This is a genomic window from Blautia hominis (assembly GCA_002270465.1).
GTDB lineage: Bacteria > Bacillota > Clostridia > Lachnospirales > Lachnospiraceae > Blautia > Blautia hominis.
In genome coordinates this window covers 245,352-262,420 of record NQOF01000003.1, presented here as the reverse complement: position 1 = coordinate 262,420, position 17,069 = coordinate 245,352, and the positions used below count along the sequence as shown (strand labels likewise).

Below are 17,069 nucleotides of genomic sequence, written 5' to 3'. Positions count from 1 at the left end.
CAGCTTTTATTCTGTTAAAAAACGTGTACTTCTTCTTTCCTCACAATACAATGCTCTATTAAGTATCCCTGTCGTTCATCTTTATAAATTGCTTCCAATCCAACATTTGACAGCCATAGGCCCTCTACATTCCGGATATCCATAAAGGTTGTCCTGCTCCAATCAGGATAATAATTGCCGGCCTCCGGCTTTTTATCCAAATCCTTTTGCTCCACGATTTTGGGATATATCTCGGGTATCTCAGCCAGTCTTACCCCGCCAACCGTCCGGTAGCGGATATTTTCCAGTGTCACATCTGTGATGAAATGGTTCTCAGCCGCATCGAACCGTATCCCATTGAACCACGGGGCGCCCATAAGGTCATTCCCAAAGCGGTAATGTGCAGATTCCATCTCCTGTCCATCCTCAGCCAGCAGGTTCTGGATAACAATCCGTTCCAGTTTTCCTACTTCCGGCACTGCCTCAAGATGAATGGAATTGCCCAACCCTTCCGGATCAAACTGGTTATTCAAAATCACAAAAACCGGGCGGGATACATTCTGCATTGTAATATTTTGGATCGCGATATCAGATATCTTTCCGCCTTCTGTGCATTCTATCTTTATGCCCTCTCTCCATACATTTTGCATCGTGCAGTTTGTGACCACTACATTCCTTATCGTTCCTACAGACTTCAGGCCTATCCGGATTGCGGCACATAAGGATGTGAATTCGCAGTCGCTGATATGGATCTGTTCTGTAGGATATTCCTTGCTTCCTGCCTGAAGGCACAGGTTGTCATCGGTACCTGTAATGCTGCATCCACGGACAAATACATGGGAACACCCATCAAAATCGAGGCCATCCCCATTGTAATTTGTTTCGTTTTCTATCCGTACATTTTCAACCCATATGTACGCGGAGTCCAAAAATGCCGTTGTCCATGCTGCCGCATCCATGAGTCTTAAGCCTGACAGATGTATATTTTCGCACCGGAGGAAACGCATCATCATTGGCCGGTAAATACTCCCCTCATTTGGAAATGCGGCCGCATTCCCATTTATTTCCCCGTTTCCCATAATTGAAAAGTCGCTCTGCCCTTCCGCATAAATCCAGCACCGATCCATGTCATGTTCGTTTTTATACCTGTTATAATGCGTATCTGTACCGTAATCCCTGATATCCGGGCTTGCCAGCAAAATGGCAGACTCCCTGATTTCCAGCGTAACCTTGCTCTTTAGGTACAAGGTCCCGCACACATAGGTTCCCTGCTCCAGAATGACCCTTCCGCCGCCTTTGCTATGGCAGAGGTCTATACATTTCTGTATCATTACTGTGTTCTTCGTTTTACCATCGCCAACTGCACCAAAATCCTGTATATAAAATGCTGTTTTCTCCATGATCACTTTCCCCTTCCTATCGATTCCTTTGGTGTTTCTGCCTCCCTATGGATACTTCCCAGCGTCCAATCACAAAATGGCGGCAGATGGAAACCATTTTCCTTTATGAGCTGTTCCATCTCTTTTGTTAATCTCAGAACGTTTCATACTTTCTCCTTCCATAAAAAACTTCCGGTGATACAATCAACTTTCTGAGTTTATTGTATCGCCGGAAGTCCCGGATCGTTATACACTTTTTTAGACATAACTAGCATTTTTTAATCTTTTTACATATGATAAATATTCCTTTTCTAAAGTCCTTATTCTATCTTTCATCAATCAGTATCCCATATGTTTTCGGCTGTCGGTCATCCATGCGTACTGCCTTATAGGGAGCACAGTCTTTTATGTCTAGCTCACAAAAAAGTGCGCCTGATGCTTGCCTGCCCGCTGCTGCCAGGACTGTACCGTCAGGTGCCACCACCTCACTCGGGTTCCTGATCCCTTCGATGTCCATCCAATAAGGGACTGACATCGCCGCTGCTACATATACTCCATTCTCATATGCCCTCGCATGTCCATAGATGCTTTCCCATCCCCATGTTGGGCACAGGATCAGCTCCGCTCCTTTTATACTCAAAATCCGGGCACATTCCGGAAACTGCATATCCCAGCAGATACATACCCCGATCCGCCCAAAAGGGGTCTCGAATATGGGGTAGCAGTCACCCGGTAATATTTCTTCCTTTTCCGTCCCTGCCAGATGCACTTTGTCATAGATCCCCCGAAGCGTTCCCAAGGAGTCCCATATAAAGGCACTGTTCCTTAAGTTTCCTCCATCATCCACCCGGTACAGCCCCGCCACCATCCAGCAATGTCCCTTGGCTGCAAGACCGCTGATCCTTCTGCAGATATCATCCTGTCCTTTTTTGATGAACGCTTTATAGTCTCCTTCAAACTGCCCCGGCTGGCCGGCAAAATTAATTGCTTCCGAGGTGGCAACAAGATCCACTCCCTGTGACACAGCTCCCTCTATCATTCTAAAATTCTGATCCAGCATCTCACTTTGAAGAACAGCTGCCTCCTTTTTTGTCCAGCGTCTCTTAGGATCTGTAAAATCATACAATTCATTCTGTTTTCCCTGAACCAGCGCCAGTCTCACAATCCCTCTCCTCCCAAACCTTTCGCAAGCCTTTTCTTATAGTTTCCCGGTGTGTCATCATATTTTTTGCTGAATGCCTTGGTAAAGGAACGCACATCGCAGAATCCCACATCATTTGCAATCTCGCTCACATTTTTATCGGAAGAAAGCATGAGTGAGACTGCATGTTTCAGGCGGATCTCATTAAGATATTCCTTATAATTCATACCCGTATTTTTCTTAAAGAAGCTGGAAAAATAATATGCATTCATATGGACCCTCTCGGCCAGTATATCCAGAGACAGATTCTCCTGATAATGCTCCTCAATATACCTTTTTGCTTCCATAACGGGTTTGTTATCATTCTTTTCTGCAGATTTTGCGACCAGCTCATAACACTGGCAATAATATTTCTTATATACAGCAGACATCTGGGCAAAATCCTCAACATCCCTGCCCTTTTCTAACAGCTCCCTCATATCAAATTCCGCCTTGATCCCCACATCACTTAAATAATCCTGTATAGCCCGTATACCTGTACAGAAATGAAACCCGGCATCTTCGCGGTTCCCTGATGCCATGACTGCGATACAATACCTGTACCATGCGAACTGCTTCTCCCATCCTTCCTGATCCTGCTTTACCATCAGCTCCACCAGTTTTTTCCTTCCCGCTTCCAAATCTTCTAATGCACTCTCATGGTAAAATCCAGAACCTTCCTGGAAAATAAACGGATTCTTCCATTCGCTCATAAAGAAAAACCAGCCGCTTTTATCCTGGCATTCCTTATAGGCCGCCGGAATCTGGCCCATAGTACTCACTTCCCGACCTACGATCAGACCAATCTGATGTCTTGTTTTTTCCAGCGTTTCCTTGCATAAAGACAGTAAATAATGATGCAGTTCCTCTCTGTCCAGCCCTTTGAATACAAGGATCTGGTGACCGTTTCTTGAAAAAATGATCCCGCTGTTATCTGTTTCCAGTTTTTTTTCAAGACAGCTGGACACTGAAAATTGGATCAGTTTCCTCTCCTGTCTGGTTTCCTTGTGATACGCAATATGCAAAAGGGCAGGTACATAAGTAGTCTCTTCCGTTTCCGTTAATTTTTTAAGCCCCTCCTCTTGTATCACAGGTATATCCTTTTTCTGGATCATTTGTTCCATGTGCAGTTCTTCTATACATTTCTGTATACTGTCGATCAGCTCCTGCCGGATAATTGGCTTTAAAATATAAGCCATTGCCCCAAACTGAATTGCCGCCTTAGCATATTCAAATTCCTGAAAACCACTGATAAATACAACCTTTGTATGGACCTCCAGCGTGTTCAGCTCTTTTAAAATGTCAACTCCGCTCAGTTTAGGCATATTGATATCCAAAAGGGCAATATCTGCCTGCGTCTTTATAATGCCGTCAAGAGCGGACTTCCCATCCTGATAACTTCCTACAATCGTAATCCCATATTTTGACCAGTCTATCAATTTCCGGATTCCCTTGATGATAACACTCTCATCATCTGCAATCACCATTTTAATCACTCGGATTCCTCCTTGCCGTTAAGAGGCAGTACAATACTGACAATAGTTCCCACCATCTCGGAGCTGCTGATCCGCAGCCCATACTCTTTTCCATAGAGATACCGGACTCTGTCATGGACATTTTTCAGCCCGATACTCTGCCAATTATGCTCATTTTTGATTCCGATGGCATTCCCTTCCAAAAGCCTCATAATCCTATCTACTTCTTCCTTACTCATTCCAATCCCGTTATCCATAACGGATATGATCAACTCTTTTTCACTTTCCTCCGTGTCAATGCGGATTGTCCCGCTTCCCTCTTTTGGCTTTATGCCATGTACATAGGCATTTTCCACAATCGGCTGAAGGATCAGCTTGGGCACAATAAAGGATGACTCATTTTTAATGTCCGAATGAAAAGCGATCTCCCCATCAATCCTGCAGTTTAAAAGATAGATATATTTTTCCACAATCTCCACCTCTTTCCCCAGGGGTACCATATCCTGCACCGTACCGATAATATAATGTATCTGGACGGAAAGGGCTTCAATCATGCGGGATACTGTTTCGTCTCTCTCCTCCAGAGCAGTCATACGGATCACTTCGAGTGTATTATAGAGGAAGTGGGGATAAATCTGTGATCTTAACGCGGTCATTTCCGCTTCCGTCTGTTTTACCTGTGCGACATAGACCTGGTTGATATACCGTTCCAGTTCCTGGGACATCTGATTGAAGCGTTCTGACAAGACGCCAATCTCATCGTTAGACGTTACCGGTATCTTTACGCGGAAATTTCCGGTCTCTATCTCCGCCATTTTATCCATCATGCTGTGTATGGGTTTCGTAAGCCGCTTTGAAAAAACAATTGCCCCCCATGCCAATACAACGAGGCTGACTGCCAATATAATGTAGATCATCCGCTGCAGATACCGGATATGTGAATAAACCTCATCTGTCTCCATTACCACTCGTGTCTTTAGCCCGTAACTATTATAGTCCGACTCCATAGTAATACTGGTGCTGAGTTCCTGCTCCTCTGCGATCGTGCTTTCTACCTTTTTTCCAATACTTGCAGAATCCGTACTAAAGAAACAGATTCCGGCAGAATCTATAATATAAATTTCATTTTCTCCGGATAGGTGGGTCTGCTCATAAACATTTTCCAGCCGTTTTACATCCACATCAATAAAAAGCGTTCCTAAGTAATCATAAGTATTTCCGGCCTTCATTCTCGTCAGGTCAAAATAATTGCGCGCTATGGTAAATACTTGTTTATCCGCGCCATGATAATAACTGTTTTTATGGGTAGGAATCATCATGGCAGTCCTGGTTGTCCTGCTCATGTTTTCATAGCCAACCACGTTTTCAAAGATCTGTTCATCTTCAAAATAATTACTTGCTGTATTATAGTGAAAATCCTGCTGTTCCCCAACCGCATCCTGTGCGATAAAATGGACTGCCGTGATGCTCCCGTCCGCACTCTGGACCGTCTGCAGGAAGCGTTCCATATCCGCAATGCGGTTCTCTTCCTCCTGCAGCAAGATCTGCCTGATATTATCATAATTCCCATATGTAAGGACTGCCTGCTGGTCTGCCTCCATATCATAGTAATACATCATTTTCGTCGTATCATCATAATTTTTAACCATATCGTTCAGGCTAAGATTCATATACGAGGTGACCTGGCTGTAATTACTGCTTACAGACAGCCTGTATTCCCCAAACATCTTGTTTACCATAGCGGAACATAGAATTCCCATTGGAAGTAAACCTGCACAGATCAGCATAATTGCAAACTTATGGTACAAAGACAAATGCTTTTTCATCACTACTCCACCATATCCTGTTTTTTTCTATCATATCATGAACCTTCCATTCATGATCGCCATTCGCCGTTCGTCAAATATGCAAGCATATTTTCCTCACTAATGCTCATTATATCATAAAAATCCCTCCAGCTACTCTGCTGCAGGGATTTCTTTTTGTACCAGAGCGTGTCAGAAAACTGCTTTCGGCAAACTGTGGCGTGCAGATTGTCGAAATGAATTTTCAGCACTCTAGCCTTTGACTGCTCCTGCCGCCACACCTTTGACAAAGTGTTTCTGCAGGCAGAGGAATACGATCAGAATGGGGAGCATAGCACATACCGTCCCTGCAAATACAACATCCCAGCGGCTTGTGAACTGATCCACAAAGGAAAATATCTCCACGTTGATGGTTGCCCCTGTATCTGAATTCAGCACAAGACTTGGCATCAAATAGTCATTCCATATTCCCAGGCCATTGATGATGATCAGACTGGAGGTACATGATTTCAACAGGGGAAATACAATCTGCCAGAATGTGCGGAATCTGCCGCACCCATCAATTGCAGCCGCCTCTTCCAGTTCCTTCGGTATACCGCGTATGAAGCTGCAATACAGAAGTGTTCCAAAGCATCCCGCCCCTGCCACATAGATGATGATCGGCCCTAACAATGTTCCATACAGCCCTAAAACTTTCAGCTGTTTAAAAAGCGGAACCATGTATACCTGAAAAGGTATCATCATACCAGCAATAAAGATGCTGTACACTGCTTTCGTTGCCCTTGACTGTTTTCTTTCTATCCCGTAAGCAGCCATAGGTACTACAATAATGATCAGAACCATAGAGACTACCGTCAGGATCGCGCTGTTCATAAGGGCCCTGGGGAATTCTGTCTCCTGAAATAGATATACGAAGTTATCCAGATTCAGCCTGGATGGCAGTGCCATGGAGTCCTTTAGTATTTCACCGTTTGTTTTCAGCGAAGACATGAACGCATAAAAGGTGGGAAACAGGAACATAACTGCTAGGATAGTCACTATAGCCAGTAAAACAAAATCCAATACTTTCCAAGGCTTTTTTGCCTTTGCCTCTTTCTTTTTCATCACATCTCCACCTCCCTGCTCCGAAGCAGCCTGGACTGCACCTGATTAAAGACCAGGATCAGTATAAACAATATGATACTCGCTGCCGTTCCCAAGCCCTGACGCATCTCCCCAAAAGCTACTTTGTATATGTAATAGGTCATGGTTTCCGTTGAAAAACCGGGACCACCGCTGGTCATGACATTAATCTGGTCAAATACTTTCATGCCGTTGATCAAAGCAAGCGTCATATTAATGGTGATCGAACCTGCAAGAAGAGGAAATGTTACTTTCCAAAACTGCTGCCACCCATTTGCCCCGTCAATCTTTGCTGCTTCAGCAAGTTCCTCCGGGATAGACTGCAGCCCCGCAAGGTATATGATCATATAATATCCCGCGCCCTGCCATAAGATTGTCACTATGAGAGAGATCAATGCAGTCTTAGGATTTCCGAGCCAGTCATTCGTAAGGTTTTCCATGCCAAGTGCTGACAGGATATGATTAAATGCACCGAAGTTATTGTTATACATGATCTTCCAGATAAATCCCGCAACAATTCCACTGATGAGCACCGGAATATAAAATGAACTCCTAAAAAGCCCTTTTAAGATCCTGACTTTATCCACAAGCATTGCTAAGATCAAGGCGATCACATTATTACCAATTGCCACGACAACCGCTACAATAAAGGTCCTCAGAATGGCTCCCCAGAACCTTACGTTTTCCGGATCTAACAGTTCCTTGTAATTAGACAGCCCAATGAAATTCATTGTTGCCTCAACACCATTCCAGGAAGTAAAACTATAGTAAATACTGCTTATTGCCGGAAACAGTACAAATCCTGAATACAGCAGGAACGCCGGTAATATGAAAAGCAAGGTATGCCAGTCAAATCTATTTCTCTTTAATTTATTCATAACTGCCTCCATAAAAAGAGAATCCCTGACTTGTGGTTTCGGGATCCTCCTTTCTTCTCTGCTAATTACTGCGCCTCAGCTGCTACATCTTTATCCCATTCTTTATCCAGATCCTTCATTGCATCTTCAACAGAGGTCTGCCCCAGTATGACATTCTGTATGGTCTTGTACATAAAGTCCCTGAATCCATCCGGTGTATCCATGTCTCCGATCTGGTGTGTCCATTTTTTCGTCGCATCGTCCTGGAATGTCTCAATCAGTTTTTTCTGTACATCAGAAGCGTCATATGTAATCTGTTCTTTTGTAGCCGGTATTGCGTTCATTGTCTGAACTACCTCTGTATATACATCTTTTGAATAGTAGAATTCCAGGAACTTCTGTGCAGCATCATATTTCTTTTCATCAGCTGCACATTCATCAGAGATTGACCATCCTGACCCGGTATCACTGAATACATTTAATTCCCCTGCATCATTCGGTACAAAGAAAAATCCATAATCAAAATCAGCATCGGCTTCTTCCAGCTGTGCAAACATCCAAGGCCCTGAGAAAAGCATAGCTGCTGTGCCGGAAGTCAGAATAGCTGCCGTCTGGCTGTCTGCCGTGCTCATATAACCGTCCTGCACATAGCCTTTGTCAAATAACTCTTTTGTGTCTTCCACCAGCTTTGTAGGATCCGCATCCGTCCAGGATACTTTTCCTTCTGTCCTCTGCTTCAGGAAATCCGGATTGTTGGCAATAACATCGTTTCTGAAGAAGCCGTTTACCCAAAATCCCATATGCCACAGATCACTTGCGCCTACCACCAGCGGGTCAACACCTGAATCTTTTATTTTCTGGCAGATATCCAGGAAATCCGCATAGGTTTTTGGTTCTTCCAGCCCCAAGTCTGTGAAGATCTTCTTATTATAAATAATTCCCTGTGTATTGGTAGCTGTGGGCACCCCATAAATTTTATCATCTATAATAATCGGTGTTTCGATCAATGAAGTGATATTTTCAGGCAATTCAATTACCTTTCCTGACTGTGCATATGTTTTTGTGCTCTTTAGTTCTACAATATCTCCAAATTCCCCAACTGCATCTTTTGTCTTCAGGAAATCATCATATACGCCGGAACCAGATGGCTCCAGTTTCAAATCTATATCCTGGTTCTCTTCCATAAATTTTTCTGCAACTCCCTCAACTGATTTTTTCCAGCTCTGGTCTCCCCCGGAAAACATCACAGTCAATTCAACCTTCTCATCTTTTGTTTTAGAACCGCCGTCTTTTGCCCCATTTCCGCATCCGGTCAACAACCCTGTAACCATAGCCGCTGCAAGCAGCAGACTTACCACTTTTTTCTTCATCTTCCTAGCTCCTTTCGGTATCTCTTTGTTATGATGCCAGTTTAGCATTTGTTGATCATCTAAAAAATGCATTTTTAAAGTTCCGTAGTTCATTTTTTAAGATGTTATTTACCGTAACAGTTCAGGCAGACCAGTCTGAACTGTTACAATTTACCAGAACAAATTTTCTGCATTTCTATATTTATATATCGCTTCCATAAAATAAAAATCTGCGTAAGTCATCGTAATATGATGGCTTTCCTCATGATGGTAAGCCCCCGTACAGTTTTGGATCATGGCATCACAGTCCCGGCTCCAGTCACACCGGTCTTTTAGCAATGCCCTTAAGATCTTCTCTGCTGCCTGCCCATAAAAATGCTGCTCCAATTCCGGCACATATTTCGCCAATTCCAAAAGCCCGCTGGCAATCACACATGCTCCGCAGGAATCCTCCCATGCCGGCTCCTTTGGCTGTCTGAAATCTACGGGAATATGACCGGATTCCGGGATATTTGCCATGCAATAGTGTGCCACCTGCTTTGCCGTATCCAGATAGTCTGTTTTCCCTGTATGCGCATAGCTATTCACAAAGCCATAGAGTGCCCAGCCCTGCCCGCGGCTCCAGGAAGACCCTTCTTTATAGCCCTGCCCGCCATATGACCTAACCATTTCCCCTGTATTCGGATCAAACTCTACAATATGGTTTACCGAACCATCTGCCCTTACAAAAAATTCTCTGACCGTATCCGCATGCAGCATGGCGATCTGCCTGAATCTGGGATCTCCTGTCTCGTCAGAAGCCCAGTATAATAATGAAATATTCATCATGCAGTCAATAATAGCCCAGCCTGTGGTGTCATCTCCATTGACTTCATTCCATGCACGGATGAACCGCCCTGCCGGATTGAACCGCCCTGCCAGAAGGTTTGCTGCATGGAGCGCTGTTTTTCTGGATTCAGGATTCCCCGTTACCTTGTAATCGGCAACAGCAGTCGGAAGGAACATAAAGCCTACATCATGGTGCAGCCCATAAAAGCCCTGAAAACATGTTTCCAACTTTTTCTCACAGTTTCTTGCGATCTCCATATAGCGCTCATTATGGGTATCCAGGTACATCAGCCACATCATACCGCCCCAGAAGCCATTTGTCCACCAGTTCAGCCCATCATCAGTGCTCCATTCAATACTGCTGTCCGAACGGTCATCATAGCTTCCGTCCTTCAGTGTCTTATAAGGGATCCTATCCTTGTTTTTTTCACTTACCCAATCCATTTTCTGACGGATTTTTTCAATTGTATCTTCTACCCATTCAGGATTTTCTTTTTTACTCATTCTCTCTCCCTTCCAATTCTTTCATATCAAAATAATCAAAGTCCGCTGTTTTCTTACGGAATACACCATCTGTACAGGCGATACCTGCAAACGTGCCGGTAAACTCCCCGCAGTATTCATCTGATAGCTTTGTGGTATCCAGATCCGGCCCTATTCTTTCAAATTCTTCCTTGTATGACCACTCAAAATAAGTGGTATGCCCCTCTATCTTCATTTTCAGTACTACCGGCTGGTCAGATACCGGAACCCTTGAATCCAGATACTCCGTCACCTTCCCATTTTCCGACTGTACCACAGAAAGAGCACTTTGCCCAAGAGTCTCGCTATAATATTTCCTTAAATAAAAATAATTCAAGTTGTCATAAAAAAGCGCCAATCCTGCTGTATGCTGGTGCACTTCCGGGTAAAACTCCATTCTTGTAGAAATTTCCATATGTACAGATGTGATCTTCCTCGCAAGCAGGCTGACTTTATTAAAGGAATCCAGTACCTGCTGTCCTCTGATCCTGACATACCCCTTCCTTGCTTTCACATCCGCAAAGCTCTGCGGCATATAATGCGGGGCATAATACTGGATTCCCAGCTCATCCCCGTCAAAATCATCGTGTGGCTCAATCTGTGGCATCTCATATTCTTTTCCCATGCTTTCTTCACAGACATCCTCCGGCAGAGGGGAGCCATTTTTCTTGCGCAGCCATCCATCCTTTGTCCACACCATCTTAGCAAGGGCAGTTTCCCTTCCCAAAGTACAGCGCAGTTCCGGAAGATGTGGTCTGGCACACAAGTGCACAGCATAGTATTCTCCTTCTGGTGTATCCACCAGGCTTGCATGCCCAGCTTTCTGGAGCCTGATTTCCGGGTTATAGTAGTTCAGGTCCTCAGCAGCTTTAGTTCTTCCTTCCGAACCATCTGTAACGATAGAGGTAATCACCGGATTTGCCGGGTCGCCTTCGTACGGCCCCCATATCTTTTCTGCCCTTGCGACAGAAGAGCAATGATGGTAGCCGGTACCCCCTTCGGCACAGAGCAGGTAATACCTTCCTCTATGCTTATAAAGGTGGGGACCTTCTATCCATCCTCTTGTCGTCCCTCCACTCCAGATCCTTTTCGGATACCCGACCAGTCTTTTTTCCTGTGCATCATATTCTGCCATGCAGATGGCGCCTGGCTTCTGGTAGCCTTCACGCCTTTCCCACTCCAGGGAAACGAGCCACTTCCGACCATCATCATCATGAAACAGCGACGCATCGAAGCCAGAAGATTGCAAATATACCGGTTCGCTCCAAGGTCCTCTTATGTCTTTAGCAGAAACCAGGTAATTATCAACATTCATTCCATTTGGCTCTACGATTCCATAGACAATATAAAAAAGGTCATCCTTTTTGCAATAGCTTAAGCATGGTGCCCAAATCCCCTGACCTGATGTGAGCCTTCCGAGATTGATCTTAGAATCATCCGTTAAAATGTGAGTATAGAGTTCCCAGTGTTTTAAATCTTTGGAATGATATACCGGAATTCCCGGAAACCACTCAAAGGATGATACTGCGATAAAATAGTCATTCTGTTTCCTGCAGATACATGGGTCAGGATTAAAGCCCCTTAAAATTGGATTTTTTATCATATTACTCTCGTCCTTTCATACAATCTTCTCCTCCAGCTATTGTGATTTAGTTTTCAATTTTATATTTATTATGGAGAAAATTTTGTATCATTTAAATACAATTTTATATTTGGATAGGCAATTTTTTAAGTTAAGTTTGACCGGCTTCCCCACCTTATTTCCGGCTCGCCCGTCTCCCGCTCCTCTTGCTTTAATAGCAGAATTGCAGTAAGCAACTTGCGGTTGGTTAATTCAACCCTGCAGTGTAATCGGGGATCACGGCAATGCTCCCCATTTTCCTAATAAAAAATGCCGAACCAGTTTAAATCCGGTTCGACATTTTGATTATAGAAAGAACTGCCCAATAACTCATATAATGCATATGGTGAAGCCTAAACACTTCCTGGTCCGTGAATACTCACTGTATTGGCATGGTATTTTTTAGATTCTATGGAAGTTTTACAGCCTTCTCCATATACACCGTGCCTGGTTTCACAAAAAATGTTAGTTTAAAATAACGGACACCATGATCCAATATGAATCATGATGTCCGTTATAAAGTCTGTCACTCCGTCACACCTAACCTATGTTTTCCCGGTTCCAGTAACCGTGTACTTCCATCGGGCAAGATCACCTCTGCCTCTGTATTCGCAGGAATCTCTATATCAAAGATCAGTTTATCTTCCTCATATTTCCACCCGCTTACAATTTCTCCCACCGGTGATCGATATGAGGCTTTTGCGTATTGCAGCAGTTTATAGGGCATGGGTCTGATCGTGATCTTATTTCCCTCCAGACAAATTCCGCACACACCCCGGAAAAGCCAGCCACAGACTGCTCCATATGAATAATGATTCAAAGAAGCCTTCGGTTTCCCACTTTCATTGATTCCATCCCAGGTCTCCCAAATAGTTGTGGCACCTTTTTTTACTGCATAAAGCCAACCGGGCATAGTGTCCTGCAAGAGCAGCTTATATGCAGTCTCCAGATATCCGTACTCCGCCAATACGGGGCAGAGAGAAGGCGTGGACAAGAATCCTGTGTTCAGATGATAATCATTATTGATCACCAATTGATTAAGCTCTGCTGCCGCCAAAGCCTTTTCTTCCCGGTCCAGTAAATCAAACGTGATGGCGCGTACATATTCCGCCTGTCTGTCGGAATTGATCTTTCCGTCTTCGGTAGCAATGTGGCGGAAAGCTTTCTTTGCATTTTCGGAAATTTGGCGGTAATTCTCTTCATCCACATTTTTTCCGAGTATCCCCGCGATTTCAGAAAGAAGTTTTCCTGAATATGCAAAATAAGCAGTTGAAACCTTTTCCTGCGGTGTGCGCATGGCCATGGTGCTCTCCACATCCGGCTCGCACCATTCCCCATAGTCTACACCTGTCTCTATGGTATGATTTCTATAAGGATTCTTTTTTAACCGTTTAACCGGATTCAGAGGTTTTTGTTTTGCCCTGCTTTCCAGGAACTGATACCATTTCCGCATCATTTCATAATTTTCTTCCAGAATACGGATATCTCCCATACGCTTATACATCACATAAGGAACGATAATGGCGGCGTCTCCCCAGCCTACAGAACCTGCAAGCATCCCGGAAAAGAAACTCGGTTTATTATTTTTCGGCGCAATATTGGCAACTTTTCCGTCCTCATACTGATTCAGGCGGCATTCCCCAAGCCATTTGCGAATCACCGGATAACAGTCTTCCAGGAATAATCCTGTATCTGCAAATACCCCCATATCCCCTGTCCATGCTGCGCGTTCTCTTGTGGGGCAGTCTGTGGGCACATCGCAGAAATTAGATTTCTGGCTCCAAATGCTGTTGTGTACCAGTTGATTCACATATGTATCGGAGCATTCAAAGGTACCTGTCTGTTCCATGTCTGAATAAACCGCAATGGAAGTAAAGCTGGCATCTGTCAAATCTATATCCGTCTCAACTTTTGCATACCTGAATCCCCAGATGGTAAAACGGGATTTATAGTGATTTTGTCCCTCTCTGCAGATATACGTCACCCTCTGCTCTGTTCCCCCCTCTTTGTGACGCTTCCGGTCCTGAAAGTTCTCTGCTGTAAAGTTGCCGTTTTCATCCAGAGTTTCCCCATGAGTCAGGACAATCTTGTCTCCTTCATGTGCCCAAATCGTAAATTCCACATATCCGGCCAGATTTTGTCCATAATCAATCACGGTTTCGCCATTGGGCGTCTGTATGATTTTTCCATCAAACCGTTCACGTTCTGCAATCGGATGACTATTGGAGCACACAAGATTTTTCAGACCAAACCTTTCCGTCTTAACCGGATGAAACCCCGTTATTGTTTCCATATTTGCATCATATGTCTCGCCCTGCTGCATATCATTTTCCCGGAGAGGACCATTCTGGGAGGCTGTCCAGTTCTCATCTGAGATACAGATCACCTCACCATCTGCCTCCAGTTGGAAGTATAGCGCCACATCTTCCCCGTACAAATTGCGGTCTCCATCCACGCCGGAACAGCTTCGGTACCAGCCATCCCCCAGAATGACCATAACCTCATTCTTTCCTTTTTTTATAAGCCGTGTCACATCATATGTCTGATAAGCCAGGGATTTATCATAGGAGCTTGTCCCTGGAGCGAGGACAAAGCTGCCTACTCTTTCTCCGTTTAAATACGCCTCATAAACACCATGGCAGGTAATATAAAGTCTCGCATCTGACACTTTATCCGCATCAAAAGATGTCCTCAAATAACTAGCCGGTTTGTGCACTGCCGGATCACATTCCAATTCCGGATTTATCCATTTTGCATGAAAGTCGGACTCCTCCAAAAGTCCCATCTCAAACACTGCCGGTTCGCTCCACTCTCCAACTTCTTCCTTTTCATCCCAGAGGCGTACCTTCCAGATTACGTTCTGTCTGCTTTTCAGAACACTTCCGTATGCAGCGTGCATGTGATCAGTATAGACTTTACCACTTTTCCAGACAGTGCTTTTGCCGCTTATTGCTTCAATTTCATACGCCCTTTGTCTCTTGCCATCCCGGCAAGTCCATGACAAATATGGCTTTGCAGTGTCAATGCCCACGGGATTTTCCATATGTTCTGTTTTCAGATTGACTGCTTTCATATCTTTGTAACCTTTCCTTTGGTAATTCCGTTTTCATTGTATGCATCTACACGTACAAAATAATCCTGCCCTTTGACCAGCGCTCCGATTCTTTTGTCTATCCTTCCATCACAGTCCGTTTCCACGTCCCTGACACTGCGGTAAATCTGGTAACTATGATAGAGTTTCTCTTCCTCATGACCCCAGCAGATATTATAGCCAACTGCGTCTTTCTTCCCTTCAACAGCCACCAGTAAATCTAACTCATCCTCACTTCTGCCAGCCTCGAATACAGGCATTTCCGGTTTATCTCCCGACCCTATTCCAAAGATACGCAGCCCGGAAATGCAGGGTTCCACTCCATATGGAATCTCAATAATGGTAAGCCGAACATAACGAACCTGAATGCCATTTTCACGCACGATAAAATCATGGGGCAAATCTGTCACAGCCTCTGATTTATCTTCTATTACAAAATACTCTTTTCCATCCAATGAGCCTTCCAGTTTCCATCTTGTCCGCAGATTTCTTTCCTCGATATACCGCGGCTGCGTGGCTGTGCCCTTAATTTCCCCCGGTGACGCAATGGGAAGATCATCATCTGCAAAGTTGATCTGAATTGCCCTTACATCCATTGTCTTCTTCAGATCAACCTCTAACCATTCCCCTGGGGCACTGCCTGCGGCTCTCCACCAGTTTTGTGAATCTTCGTTTACCGCTTGATCTGCATCCTTTCCCTCCGCCGCAGAAGATGCCTTTGCAGGTTTTGCATAACTTAGAAGATACCATTTAGGTTCATTCCAGGGATTTCTTTTCCCTTCTTCCACTGCTATGGGCCAGTCCCCGTAATTCTGGTTACAGAACAACTCGCCATCCTGATCAAATCCCGCCGGCCAGATTCCAACACGGCGTTCAAACTGGTGGTTAACACTGATCCTCATAGTAGAAGTATGCCAGAGATTTTCCTCCTTGTCCCACATGGTTGACCCATGACCGGCCCCCGGCATGAAACCGCCCGGATGATAGGAAAAAGGATTGTTTGCGGCCAGAGAAAACGGACCAAGAGGCGAATCCGACACATACACGCCGTCTGCATAAGTATTGAACTGTGCTCCCGGACATGCATACTGAAGATAATATTTTCCACCAAACTTATCCATCCACGGCCCTTCAATAAAAGGCCTTCTTGTAAACATACCCCTGATTTGCGGTGCATACACCTTCGGAAGCTGTTCTTCTGTCATATTGCTCTGCTTCAGGAATCCCTGAAACATCATCTCCACCTCTTCCTCACCACGGGGAAACTCACAATTATCAATTCCCATCCGTTCATAACCGATCTCGTATGGATTTCCCTGGATCACCACTTTCCTATCTGTCTTAGGAAGCATAGTCTCCGGCTCCAGTTCTACACCCCATACAGGAGTAATATTAGAACACCCCCAATAAAAATAAATCTTCCCGTCCTCATCAAAAAACAAATTAGGGTCCCAAAAATCAAATGTACCTGCAATCTCCTCATAGGGCCCTCTGATAATGTCTCTGGTCCGATAATAATTACAATTTTCTCCCTTCCTCGATGCACTAAAATACACATAATCACCGCATACTCTTACATCCGGTGCATAATCATAAAGGGGAAGATTCTCGGGAAGAGAATAGGACTCCCAGTTTACCATATCCTCTGATACCCAGACACTCAGATTCATAGAAGCAAAAATATAATACTTCCCTTGAAACTGAATCATAGACGGGTCAGCCCCCTCCCTGTCAATCTGCAGCTTTCCATGAGAACGCGGATCCATATTAAACTGATACCGATACGGTACATTAACAGGATTACAATAATACTTCATTTATGAACACCTCTTGCTATTTATATTTTTATAACGTAACCCGG

Annotated in this window: 12 protein-coding genes; 1 reads left to right on the top strand and 11 read right to left on the bottom strand. The window is 44.4% G+C overall.

The annotated features are described in order from the left end of the window. Window positions 1–14: 14 nt before the first annotated feature. The 4 genes from CI595_RS11865 to CI595_RS11850 all read right to left on the bottom strand — a co-directional run bounded on the left by CI595_RS11865 (window position 15) and on the right by CI595_RS11850 (window position 5,839). A complete protein-coding gene (locus tag CI595_RS11865; protein ID WP_095173475.1) occupies window positions 15–1,379 on the bottom strand; it encodes a glycoside hydrolase family 28 protein in 1,365 nt (454 codons plus the stop codon). A 304-nt stretch (window positions 1,380–1,683) separates the two neighbouring features. Next, entirely contained in the window at window positions 1,684–2,520 is an 837-nt protein-coding gene (locus tag CI595_RS11860; RefSeq protein WP_162291861.1) for a carbon-nitrogen hydrolase family protein, read from the bottom strand. Continuing rightward, entirely contained in the window at window positions 2,517–4,025 is a 1,509-nt protein-coding gene (locus tag CI595_RS11855) for a response regulator transcription factor (RefSeq protein WP_243135170.1), read from the bottom strand. Before CI595_RS11855 ends, CI595_RS11860 begins: the two co-directional genes overlap by 4 nt. Before the next feature lie 5 nt (window positions 4,026–4,030). Then, entirely contained in the window at window positions 4,031–5,839 is a 1,809-nt protein-coding gene (locus CI595_RS11850) for a sensor histidine kinase (RefSeq protein WP_095173472.1), read from the bottom strand. Window positions 5,840–5,916: 77 nt separating this feature from the next. Between CI595_RS11850 and CI595_RS27345 the strand changes: the two genes are divergently transcribed. Then, a complete protein-coding gene (locus tag CI595_RS27345) occupies window positions 5,917–6,081 on the top strand; it encodes a DUF6783 domain-containing protein (protein WP_408608196.1) in 165 nt (54 codons plus the stop codon). On the opposite strand, the gene CI595_RS11845 is transcribed toward CI595_RS27345, so the two are convergent. From CI595_RS11845 to CI595_RS11815, 7 genes are all read right to left on the bottom strand, one after another. After that, a complete protein-coding gene (locus tag CI595_RS11845) occupies window positions 6,071–6,922 on the bottom strand; it encodes a carbohydrate ABC transporter permease (RefSeq protein WP_095173471.1) in 852 nt (283 codons plus the stop codon). The genes CI595_RS27345 and CI595_RS11845 overlap by 11 nt on opposite strands. Beyond that, window positions 6,922–7,818 carry a carbohydrate ABC transporter permease gene (locus CI595_RS11840; RefSeq protein WP_095174331.1) on the bottom strand — a complete coding sequence of 299 codons (897 nt, stop codon included), beginning with the start codon at window positions 7,816–7,818 and terminating at the stop codon, window positions 6,922–6,924. Before CI595_RS11840 ends, CI595_RS11845 begins: the two co-directional genes overlap by 1 nt. Window positions 7,819–7,883: 65 nt before the next feature. Next, window positions 7,884–9,167, bottom strand: coding sequence for an ABC transporter substrate-binding protein (locus tag CI595_RS11835; protein ID WP_162291860.1), 1,284 nt, complete (start codon window positions 9,165–9,167; stop codon window positions 7,884–7,886). A gap of 150 nt (window positions 9,168–9,317) precedes the next feature. Then, a complete protein-coding gene (locus tag CI595_RS11830) occupies window positions 9,318–10,478 on the bottom strand; it encodes a glycoside hydrolase family 88 protein (RefSeq protein ID WP_095173469.1) in 1,161 nt (386 codons plus the stop codon). After that, window positions 10,471–12,099: a glycoside hydrolase family 43 protein gene (locus tag CI595_RS11825; RefSeq protein ID WP_095173468.1), complete on the bottom strand. Its 1,629-nt coding sequence runs from the start codon at window positions 12,097–12,099 to the stop codon at window positions 10,471–10,473. The genes CI595_RS11830 and CI595_RS11825 overlap by 8 nt, the downstream gene beginning before the upstream one ends. Window positions 12,100–12,643: 544 nt before the next feature. Further along, window positions 12,644–15,190, bottom strand: coding sequence for a family 78 glycoside hydrolase catalytic domain (locus tag CI595_RS11820; protein WP_095173467.1), 2,547 nt, complete (start codon window positions 15,188–15,190; stop codon window positions 12,644–12,646). Then, window positions 15,187–17,025, bottom strand: a complete 1,839-nt coding sequence (locus tag CI595_RS11815) for a family 43 glycosylhydrolase (protein WP_095173466.1) — start codon at window positions 17,023–17,025, stop codon at window positions 15,187–15,189. Before CI595_RS11815 ends, CI595_RS11820 begins: the two co-directional genes overlap by 4 nt. Between the last annotated feature and the right edge of the window lie 44 nt (window positions 17,026–17,069).

What these genes read in the sequence shown, in the direction of transcription:
- CI595_RS11845 (WP_095173471.1), bottom strand. Translation starts at nt 6,922, where the DNA reads ATGAAAAAGAAAGAGGCAAAGGCAAAAAAGCCTTGGAAAGTATTGGAT.
- CI595_RS11825 (WP_095173468.1), bottom strand. Translation starts at nt 12,099, where the DNA reads ATGATAAAAAATCCAATTTTAAGGGGCTTTAATCCTGACCCATGTATC.
- CI595_RS11835 (WP_162291860.1), bottom strand. Translation starts at nt 9,167, where the DNA reads ATGAAGAAAAAAGTGGTAAGTCTGCTGCTTGCAGCGGCTATGGTTACA.
- CI595_RS11865 (WP_095173475.1), bottom strand. Translation starts at nt 1,379, where the DNA reads ATGGAGAAAACAGCATTTTATATACAGGATTTTGGTGCAGTTGGCGAT.
- CI595_RS11815 (WP_095173466.1), bottom strand. Translation starts at nt 17,025, where the DNA reads ATGAAGTATTATTGTAATCCTGTTAATGTACCGTATCGGTATCAGTTT.
- CI595_RS11850 (WP_095173472.1), bottom strand. Translation starts at nt 5,839, where the DNA reads ATGAAAAAGCATTTGTCTTTGTACCATAAGTTTGCAATTATGCTGATC.
- CI595_RS11855 (WP_243135170.1), bottom strand. Translation starts at nt 4,025, where the DNA reads ATGGTGATTGCAGATGATGAGAGTGTTATCATCAAGGGAATCCGGAAA.
- CI595_RS11830 (WP_095173469.1), bottom strand. Translation starts at nt 10,478, where the DNA reads ATGAGTAAAAAAGAAAATCCTGAATGGGTAGAAGATACAATTGAAAAA.
- CI595_RS11840 (WP_095174331.1), bottom strand. Translation starts at nt 7,818, where the DNA reads ATGAATAAATTAAAGAGAAATAGATTTGACTGGCATACCTTGCTTTTC.
- CI595_RS11820 (WP_095173467.1), bottom strand. Translation starts at nt 15,190, where the DNA reads ATGAAAGCAGTCAATCTGAAAACAGAACATATGGAAAATCCCGTGGGC.